3 protein-coding genes are annotated in these 6,133 nt (G+C 69.8%); 2 read left to right on the top strand and 1 reads right to left on the bottom strand.

What is annotated here, in order from left to right:
* Positions 1-543: 543 nt before the first annotated feature.
* Together F5972_RS25815 and mgrA are read left to right on the top strand one after the other, a co-directional pair.
* A complete protein-coding gene (locus tag F5972_RS25815) occupies positions 544-2,610 on the top strand; it encodes a S9 family peptidase (protein WP_150936735.1) in 2,067 nt (688 codons plus the stop codon).
* Positions 2,607-3,629, top strand: a complete 1,023-nt coding sequence (mgrA, locus tag F5972_RS25810) for an L-glyceraldehyde 3-phosphate reductase (RefSeq protein WP_150936714.1) — start codon at positions 2,607-2,609, stop codon at positions 3,627-3,629. The genes F5972_RS25815 and mgrA overlap by 4 nt, the downstream gene beginning before the upstream one ends.
* 63 nt (positions 3,630-3,692) lie before the next feature.
* On the opposite strand, the gene F5972_RS25805 is transcribed toward mgrA, so the two are convergent.
* Complete coding sequence (locus tag F5972_RS25805) at positions 3,693-6,098, bottom strand: lysylphosphatidylglycerol synthase transmembrane domain-containing protein (protein WP_225311860.1); 2,406 nt, start codon at positions 6,096-6,098, stop codon at positions 3,693-3,695.
* Positions 6,099-6,133 lie beyond the last annotated feature (35 nt).

Here is a 6,133-nt window from a genome sequence, read left to right as displayed (position 1 = left end):
AAAGGGCACCGTCAAAGGAATCCGCCACCAACAACGGTGACGGGGTCATGCATGATTCATGCACTGGCTTTTAGCACACTGTTGAGTTCTCAAGAAACGGACGCGACCACCATCACCCAAGACCCTTTGAACCTGGTCCCGAACTCCGGGGCGTTTCGTTTCGTTCGCTTGTGGTCTTAATCCTTCCCGATCAGCTATTCCGTGTCAAATCCGCCCGTTTCAGAACCGACTTGACCCGAAACCCGCCAACCGACAGGAATTCGACCGCCCCGTTTCCGGGGCAACCCCTCTAACTTACCCGAACCCTCACCCCGATGCAAACCGCACATCAGGACAAGATCCAGGAGAGTACGAGAGGCGGCCGGCGAACCGACCCGCACACGCCAAGACAACCACCCAGGTGATCGAAGAGGAGTGCGCCGGACCGCGCCGACATCACAAGATTACCAGGCTCCGGCAGCACCATGACCCGAATGGCCAGAGCGCGGTGCTGAGGAGCCGTGGCAGGACCGTCCCGAACATAGACTTCTGCGGGTGAGCGACATGCCGCCTGTAGCGAAGAAGGTTCCTTTCGAGCGCAGCCACCACGGTGACACCGTGGTCGACGAGTACGCGTGGCTGCTCAAGAAGGACGACCCCGACACCATCGCGTACCTGGAGGCGGAGAACGCCTACACCCAGGAGACGACGGCCCATCTTGAGGATCTCCAGGAGACGATTTTCAAGGAGATCAAGGGCCGGACCCTGGAGACCGACCTGTCGGTGCCCACGCGCAAGGGCGCCTGGTGGTACTACTCGCGCACCGAAGAAGGCAAGCAGTACGGCATCCAGTGCCGGGTGGCCGCCGACGGCGACGACCCGCCGAAGCTGGAGCCGGGCGAGTCGCTCCCCGGTGAACAGGTGCTGCTGGACGGCAACGAGCTCGCGGGTGACAGTCCCTTCTTCTCCATGGGCACGAGCACGGTGAGCCCGGACGGCACGAAGCTCGCCTACTCCACCGACTTCTCCGGCGACGAGCGGTTCACGCTCCGGTTCAAGGACCTGGAGACGGGCGAACTGCTCGCGGACGAGATTCCCGGGGTCTTCTACGGCGGCGCCTGGTCGGCCGACGGCTCCACGTTCTTCTACACCACCGTGGACGACGCCTGGCGTCCGTACCGGATCCACCGGCACACCCTCGGCCGCACCCCTGGCCAGACCGGCCAGAACGAGGACGTCGTCGTCTACCAGGAGGACGACGAGCGTTTCTGGGTGGGCATCGGGCTGACCCGCAGTCAGCGCTACCTCGTACTCACCTCGGGCAGCAAGATCACGAGCGAGGTCCGGGTGCTCGACGCGAGCACCCCGGACGGCGAGTTCGCCGTCGTGCGGCCGCGGCGGACCGGCGTCGAGTACGGCCTGGAGCACGCGGCGGACGGGTTCCTCGTCCTCCACAACGACGGCGCCGTCAACTTCGAGCTGGCCACCGCCCCCGTCGACGATCCGGGCACCTGGACCCCGCTGATCGAGCACAGGGACGACACCAGGCTGCTCGACGTGGACGCCTTCAGGGACCACGTCGTCGTCCACTTCCGCCGCGACGGCCTCACCGGCGTGCGCGTCCTGCCGGGCGACGGCGGCGACCCGTACGACATCTCCTTTCCCGAGCCGTTGTACGACGTCGCGCCGACCGGCAACGCCGAGTTCGAGACCGGCCGGCTGCGGCTCGGCTACACCTCGATGGTCACCCCGCCGTCGGTGTACGACTACGACCTGCGGTCGCGCGAGCTGATCCTGCTCAAGCGGAAGGTGGTGCTCGGCGGCTACGACCCGGACGACTACGAGCAGTTCCGCGAGTGGGCCACGGCCGACGACGGCACCAGGGTCCCGATCTCGATCATGGTGCGCAAGGGCACGGGCCGGCCCGCCCCGACCCTGCTGTACGGCTACGGCAGCTACGAGTCCTCCATCGACCCCTACTTCTCGGTGGCCCGGCTCTCGCTGCTCGACCGGGGACTGGCCTTCGCCATCGCGCACGTGCGGGGCGGCGGCGAGATGGGCCGCCGGTGGTACGAGGACGGCAAGCTGACCCGCAAGAAGAACAGCTTCACCGACTTCGTCTCGTGCGCGCGCCACCTCAAGACCGCGGGCTGGTCGAGCCGGGTCATCGCCAGAGGCGGGTCGGCGGGCGGGCTGCTCGTGGGCGCCGTCGCCAACCTCGCGCCGGAGGAGTTCGCCGGGATCGTCGCCGAGGTGCCGTTCGTCGACGCGCTGAACACGATCCTCGATCCCTCGCTGCCGCTGACGGTGACCGAGTGGGACGAGTGGGGCGACCCGCTGCACGACCCCGAGGTCTACGCCTACATGAAGAGCTACTCGCCGTACGAGAACGTCGACGGCCGGCCGTACCCGCCGATCCTCGCGACCACCAGCCTGAACGACACGCGGGTGTTCTACCACGAGCCCGCCAAGTGGATCGCCCGGCTCCGCGACAGCGCGACGGGCGGCCCGTTCCTGCTGAAGACCGAGATGGGCGCCGGCCACGGAGGCCGCAGCGGCCGTTACGACGCCTGGCGTGAGGAGGCGTTCGCGCTCTCCTGGATCCTCGACCGAGTTGGAGTGACCGAGTGAGCTATGTGGCAGCCGAGGGCCGGTACGGGCCCATGCCGTACAACCGGACCGGCCGAAGCGGGCTGAGGCTGCCCGCCGTGTCACTCGGGTTATGGCACAACTTCGGCGACGACAAGCCGATCGAGACGCAGCGGGCCATCCTCCGCCGGGCCTTCGACCGCGGGGTCACCCACTTCGACCTCGCCAACAACTACGGCCCGCCGTACGGCTCCGCTGAGATCAACTTCGGGCACCTCTACCAGCAGGACTTCGCGAGGTACCGCGACGAGCTGGTCATCTCGACCAAGGCGGGCTACGACATGTGGCCCGGCCCGTACGGCAACTGGGGATCGCGGAAGTACCTTCTGGCGAGCCTCGACCAGTCGCTGAAGCGGATGGGCCTCGACTACGTCGACATCTTCTACAGCCACCGCTTCGATCCGGAGACGCCCCTGGAGGAGACCATGGGGGCGCTCGCCCACGCGGTCCGCTCGGGGAAGGCGCTCTACGCCGGCATCTCGTCCTACTCCCCGGAGCGGACCCGGCAGGCGGCGGCGATCCTGCGGGACATGGGCACGCCTCTGCTCATCCACCAGCCCTCCTACTCGATGCTCAACCGCTGGATCGAGAACGGGCTGCTCGACGTGCTGGAGGAGGAGGGCGCCGGCTGCATCGCGTTCTCGCCGCTGGCGCAGGGCATGCTGACCGACCGCTATCTCGACGGCGTCCCGCGGGACTCGCGGGCGGCGCAGGGCAAGTCGCTCGACCCGTCGCTGCTGTCGGAGGAGAGCCTGCGTCACGTCCGGCGGCTGAACGAGATCGCCGGGCGGCGGGGCCAGTCGCTGGCGCAGATGGCGCTGGCCTGGGCGCTGCGCGACCGCCGGGTGACGTCGGTGCTGATCGGCGCGAGCAGCGTGGAGCAACTCGACAACCTGGACGCGGTCGGCCGGCTCGACTTCGATCAGGAGGAACTGGACGCGATCGACAAGGACGCGGTCGACTGCGGCATCAACCTCTGGGCCGCCTCCAGCGCCGAGTGACCGTTCCGACGTGACCCCCGCGCGCCGTTCCGGGCGGCCGCGGGGAGGTGCGGGAGGAGCGGGTCAGAGGGCGTTCTTGCGCTGGAGGTAGGCGAAGGACGCCCAGCCGGGGAGCACGGGCAGCCAGAACGTCATCAACCGGAACAGCAGCACCGCCGAGGTGGCGACCGTGGCGGGCAGCCCGGCGACCGTGAGGCCGACCGACAACGAGGTCTCCACCGCGCCGAGGCCGCCGGGCGTCGGAGCGGCGGACCCGATCGCGTTGCCGGCGAGGAACACCACGGCGACGGCCGTGAACGCGACCTCGCCGCCGAAGGCGTGTACACAGCCGGCCAGGCAGATCACGAAGCTGAGCGTGAGCAGCAGCGTCCCGGCGACGGCCTCCAGGACCTTCCGTGGCGACTGCACGATGTCGAGCAGCCGGGGGATCACGCCCGAGAACATCGCGCGCACGCGGGTGGTGACCACCCGCCGCAACGGCCGGATGGCGAGCAGGATGAGAAACAGCACGGCCACGCCGAGCAGCACCACGAGGAGCCCGCGCGACGGGGTCAGGGACGGCGCGGCCTGGGTGCCGGTCAGGTAGCCGAACAGCAGCAGCAGCGAGATGTGGATGGTCAGGCCGATGAGCTGGGAGGCTCCGACGCTCGCCACGGCCGCGCCGGGCGGCACCCCGCGCTTCTGGAGATAGCGGGTGTTGATCGCGACTCCGCCCACCGCCGCGGGCGCGACCAGCTTCACGAACGACCCGGCGAGCTGGGCCAGGATCGTGTGCCCGAGCGGCAGCGACTCGGGGACGAAGCCGCGCAGCATGACCGCGGCGGCCACGTAGCTCAGCGCGGCCGCCGCCAGCGCGACCCCGCTCCACGCCCAGTTGGCCGTGGTGACGACGGAGACCAGGTTGACCTGGCTGAGCTGGGGCAGCAGCAGGTAGGCCGCGATCACGCTCAGGATGATCGTGACGAGGGTGCGGGGGTGGAACCGCTCCAGCCGCACCTCCTCCACCTCTGCCTTGGGCTTCAGCGCGACGATCTGCTCGCGGAGCGCGGGCAGCAGGTGCTTGTCCCGGCGGGCGGCGGTCCGGGTGTCGCGGCTCAGCGCGATCCGCTGGAGCAGCGGCATCGCCCCGGCCAGGGCGTCCTCCCCCAGCGCCGTCGCCGCCGACCGGACCGAACGCTCGGCTCCCACCCGGGTGCCGAGATAGGCGAGAAGCTGGGCGATGTCGAGCCGCAGCAGCAGGTCGCCGGCCGCGATCTCGCCGCTGCGGGCGTCGACGAGGTAGACCTCGCGGGCCGCGTCGACGTGGATGCTCTCGCCGGTGAGGTGGCGGTGGGCCAGGCGGTGGGCCTGCAGCAGCCGCACCTGCTCCCACATCCGCGCGAGCAGTTCGTCGTCGAGGTCCTCGTCGTCCAGCTCGCTCACCGGCCGGGTGTCCACGTGCTCGTAGGCGAGCAGCGCGGCCTCGGTGCCGACCTCGCTGGTGCCCAGCAGACGCGGCAGCCGTACGCCCGCGGCCTGCGCGGCGTACGCCATGAGCGCCTCGCGCTCCAGCTCGGCGCGCAGCGAGCGGATGGCCCGGCGCCGGGTCTCGTTGTTGAGCAGGAAGCGCCGCCACAGCCGGTAGAGGACCCCCGCCACCTGGCGGTCCCGGTCGAGGACGGTCACGTCGATGGTGCGGTCGCCGGTGATGCCGATGAGGTAGCGGCGGCTGCCCGAGCTGTCGTCCTCCACCCTGCGGGCGCTGACCGGTGTGAACCCGAGCCTGCGCAGCGCGGCCAGCACGGCGCTGCCCGGCGGCCGGGTGTTGGCGCTGCCGATGCCGTACAACGTGCCGAAACCGACGGCGAGGCCGACGACGTACGTGAGGATCACGCCGAGCGCGGTGACCTTGGTGGCGGTGAACAGCGCGAACACGTCGAGACCGAGCGCGACCCACATGAGCGCCCGCCAGTGGGGGCGCCGCGACATCCGCACCGCCGTGGCGTAGGCGATCGCGGGGGTGAGCACGGTGTTCAGCGGCTCGACGTCCCGGTTGCCGGTGAGCAGCTGCCTGAGGTCCGCGGGGCCGGACTGCACCAGCCACTCACCCAGCGCGTACGAGACCAGCAGGGCGAGGATCGCGGCGATCAGCCCCTGGGTGACGCGCATGCCGTCGCGGTGGAAGACCCGCTCGACGGCGAACGCCACGGGGACGACGAGCACGGCGACGCCGCCCAGCAGTCCGGCGGCGCCCGACAGCACCTCGGGCGCGCGGCCGGTGCCGGTGTGGACGTCGGACTCCAGGCCGTTGAGCGTCCGCTGCAGGGCCAGGGCCAGCAGCACGACGGCGGCGAGGGCCAGCAGCGTGAGCAGGAACCGCAGGGCGTCCGAAGGACGGCGGATCCGCTGCGGCAACAGAGGCTCGACGACCAGGACGACCCCCGAGCCGGGGGTGTCCAGTGTTAGGTCCTGCTCCTTGATGCCTCTCACCACCAGCGATTCTGTGCGATCTTCGCACTCAGTGT

This window comes from Microbispora cellulosiformans, from assembly GCF_008728085.1.
GTDB lineage: Bacteria > Actinomycetota > Actinomycetes > Streptosporangiales > Streptosporangiaceae > Microbispora > Microbispora amethystogenes.
Note: the sequence above shows the minus strand (reverse complement) of the source record. Positions and strands in the feature narration are given on the sequence as shown.

Coding starts and splice junctions, on each gene's coding strand:
- F5972_RS25815 (WP_150936735.1), top strand. CDS start 544: ATGCCGCCTGTAGCGAAGAAGGTTCCTTTCGAGCGCAGCCACCACGGT.